A 3,374-nucleotide genomic window follows, 5' to 3' on the forward strand; every position below is an offset into this window, starting at 1 on the left:
ACTAGCCTCGAATCTGAATTTTTCGGCCTTCGCCAAGGCCGAGGACCTGAAGAAACGCATCTGGTTCACCGTCGGCGCGCTGCTCGTCTACCGGCTCGGCACCTATATCCCGCTGCCCGGCATCAATCCCGACGCGTTCGCCCAGGCCTTCTCCTCGCAGAGCAAGGGCGTGCTCGGCATGTTCAACATGTTCGCCGGCGGCGCGGTGCAGCGCATGGCGATCTTCGCGCTGGGCATCATGCCCTACATCTCCGCCTCCATCATCATGCAGCTGATGACCTCGGTCATTCCGTCGCTGGAAGCGCTGAAGAAGGAAGGCGAGCAGGGCCGCAAGATCATCAACCAGTACACGCGCTACGGCACCGTGCTCCTGGCCCTGGTGCAGGCCTACGGCATCTCCGTCGGACTGGAGGGCGGCAACGGCATTGTCAACGATCCCGGCATGTTCTTCCGAATCTCCACCGTCGTCACGCTGGTCGGCGGCACGATGTTCCTGATGTGGCTCGGTGAGCAGATCACCGCGCGCGGCATCGGCAACGGCATTTCGCTGATCATCTTCTCCGGCATCGTCGCCGGCCTGCCGCGTGCCATCTCCGGCACGCTGGAGCTCGGCCGCACCGGCGCCCTGTCGACCGGGCTGATCCTGGCGATCATCGTGCTCGCCATCGTCGTCATTGCGCTTATCGTGTTCTTCGAGCGCGCGCAGCGCCGCCTGCTGATCCAGTACCCGAAGCGCCAGGTCGGCAACCGGATGTTCCAGGGCGACACCTCGCATTTGCCGCTGAAGCTCAACACCTCGGGCGTCATCCCGCCGATCTTCGCGTCCTCGCTGCTTCTGCTGCCGGCAACGATCGCCGGCTTTTCGCAGACGGCCAACATGCCCGCATGGGCAAGCACAATCCTTGCCTCGCTGGGCCATGGACAACCGCTCTACATGGCATTCTACGCGGCGATGATTGTGTTCTTCGCCTTCTTCTACACCGCGATCGTTTTCAACCCGAAGGACACCGCCGACCAGCTCAAGAAGCATTCCGGCTTCATTCCAGGCTACCGCCCGGGCGAGCGCACCGCCGATTACATCGACTATGTTCTCACGCGCATCACCGTCATCGGCGCCATCTACCTGGTGCTGGTGTGCCTGCTGCCCGAATTCCTAATTTCAGCGACTGGCGTACCATTCTACCTTGGTGGCACATCGCTTCTGATCGTGGTCAGTGTAACGCTCGATACGGTGGCGCAGATTCAGGGTCACCTGATCGCGCACCAGTATGAGGGCCTGATCAAGAAGTCGAAGTTGCGCGGGGGGAAGAGGACCAGATGAGGCTGATATTGCTTGGACCGCCGGGGGCGGGCAAGGGGACGCAAGCGCAAAGACTGGTAGAGAAGTTCCGCATACCCCAGCTCTCGACCGGTGACATGCTGCGTGCCGCTGTGCAGGCCGGTACCGAGGTCGGCAAGCGGGCCAAGGCGGTGATGGATGCCGGCGAGCTTGTTTCCGATGCCATCGTCAATGCCATCGTGGCCGAGCGCATCGACCAAGCTGATTGCGCAAATGGCTTCATCCTCGACGGCTATCCACGCACCCTTGTGCAGGCCGATGCGGTCGAAACGATGCTCGCGGATCGTGGCCTCCATCTCGACGCCGTGATCGAGCTCGTCGTCGATGACAAGGCGCTGGTTGGGCGAATCGTCAAGCGCGCCGAGGATGCCAAGGCCGCCGGCCAGCCGGTGCGCAAGGATGACAATCCAGCCGTGTTCGAGGAGCGCTTGCGGGAGTACTACAAGAAGACCGCTCCACTCATTGGCTACTACTACGCCAAGGGCAGGCTGAAGAGCGTCGACGGCATGGCCGACATAGACACCGTCACGAGAGAGATCGAAGCGGTGCTCAAATCCGTCTCGCAGGCGGCGGCATAGAGAAACAGCGCTTGACTGTAGCGGTCCGCTGGGGTATGGCGGCCCGTCTTCCATCAGGCATAGGCTTTGCTTGTCCGCAAGGGCAAGGCGGCCGCTTTGAACTGGAAACTCCCGCAAGGGCCGGCCTCCACCGGACGCGGGGCAACTTGAAGCGCCGGCGCGTCCGGCCCATATGGAGATGAGAGAAGATGGCTCGTATAGCCGGCGTCAACATTCCGACCAACAAGCGCGTTGTCATCGCGCTTCAGTACATTCACGGCATTGGCAAGAAGTTCGCCCAGGAGATCGTCGACAAGGTCGGCATCCCGGCCGAGCGCCGCGTCAACCAGCTGACCGACGCGGAAGTGCTGCAGATCCGCGAGACGATCGACCGCGACTACCAGGTCGAAGGCGACCTGCGCCGCGAAGTGTCGATGAACATCAAGCGGCTCATGGACCTCGGCTGCTATCGCGGCCTGCGTCACCGCCGCTCGCTGCCGGTCCGCGGCCAGCGCACGCATACCAACGCACGTACCCGCAAGGGCCCGGCCAAGTCGATCGCCGGCAAGAAGAAGTAATTAGGGGAATAAGGGAGTAGGGGAGTAAGGCAGTAGGGAATAGTCCGAAAATCGGATCATTTGTTTCCCTACTCCCTTACTTCCCTATTCCCCTACTCCCTTACCAAGGTGGAGCCGCTGGCACTACGGCGGTGTAGAGATCAACTGAAAGGACTACCATGGCCAAGGAAGCCGCTCGTGTTCGCCGTCGCGAACGCAAGAACATCTCGTCGGGCGTTGCCCACGTCAATTCGACCTTCAACAACACGATGATCACCATCACCGACGCGCAGGGCAATTCGATCGCCTGGTCGTCGGCCGGCGCCCAGGGCTTCAAAGGTTCGCGCAAGTCGACCCCGTTCGCCGCCCAGATGGCCGCCGAGGATGTCGCCAAGAAGGCGCAGGAACACGGCATGCGCATGCTCGAGGTCGAGGTCTGCGGACCTGGCTCCGGTCGTGAATCGGCGCTGCGCGCGCTGCAGGCCGCCGGCTTCACCATCACCTCGATCCGTGATGTGACGCCGATCCCGCACAATGGCTGCCGCCCGCGCAAGAAGCGCCGCGTCTAAGGAACTATCGAACGCCGCGCGAACGCCAAAAAGCGTTCCTCCGCGGCATTCCAGGTCGCCCGCCACGATTGGATGGTGGCGGGGCAACGGAAGGAAAGCATCATGATCCAGAAAAACTGGCAGGAACTGATCAAGCCGAACAAGATCGAGTTCTCGTCGAAGAAGAAGACGCTGACCACGCTGGTGGCCGAGCCGCTCGAGCGCGGCTTCGGCCTCACGCTGGGCAACGCGCTCCGGCGCGTGCTTCTGTCTTCGCTGCGTGGCGCGGCCGTCACCGCCGTGCAAATCGACGGCGTCCTGCACGAATTCTCGTCCATCGCCGGCGTGCGTGAGGACGTGACCGATATCGTGC

The 3,374-nt window shown here is 62.4% G+C and carries 4 protein-coding genes and 1 pseudogene; all 5 read left to right on the top strand.

The window, feature by feature from the left end; genetic code table 11:
• Positions 1-13: 13 nt before the first annotated feature.
• Positions 14-1,321 (top strand): preprotein translocase subunit SecY, encoded by a 1,308-nt coding sequence (gene secY / locus EOA33_RS28880; RefSeq protein ID WP_245482465.1) that lies wholly within the window; start codon positions 14-16, stop codon positions 1,319-1,321.
• The gene (locus EOA33_RS28885; RefSeq protein ID WP_127407195.1) at positions 1,318-1,917 is read left to right on the top strand and encodes an adenylate kinase; all 600 of its coding nucleotides are present in this window, start codon (positions 1,318-1,320) and stop codon (positions 1,915-1,917) included. The genes secY and EOA33_RS28885 overlap by 4 nt, the downstream gene beginning before the upstream one ends.
• Before the next feature lie 188 nt (positions 1,918-2,105).
• Complete coding sequence (rpsM, locus tag EOA33_RS28890; RefSeq protein ID WP_006205445.1) at positions 2,106-2,474, top strand: 30S ribosomal protein S13; 369 nt, start codon at positions 2,106-2,108, stop codon at positions 2,472-2,474.
• A 158-nt stretch (positions 2,475-2,632) separates the two neighbouring features.
• On the top strand, positions 2,633-3,022 hold the full coding sequence (gene rpsK / locus EOA33_RS28895) for a 30S ribosomal protein S11 (protein WP_006205444.1): 390 nt from the start codon (positions 2,633-2,635) through the stop codon (positions 3,020-3,022).
• Positions 3,023-3,124: 102 nt separating this feature from the next.
• Positions 3,125-3,374: pseudogene (locus EOA33_RS28900) on the top strand (DNA-directed RNA polymerase subunit alpha); the annotation flags it as partial.

The organism is Mesorhizobium sp. M4A.F.Ca.ET.050.02.1.1 (assembly GCF_003997725.1).
In the GTDB taxonomy this organism is placed as follows: domain Bacteria; phylum Pseudomonadota; class Alphaproteobacteria; order Rhizobiales; family Rhizobiaceae; genus Mesorhizobium.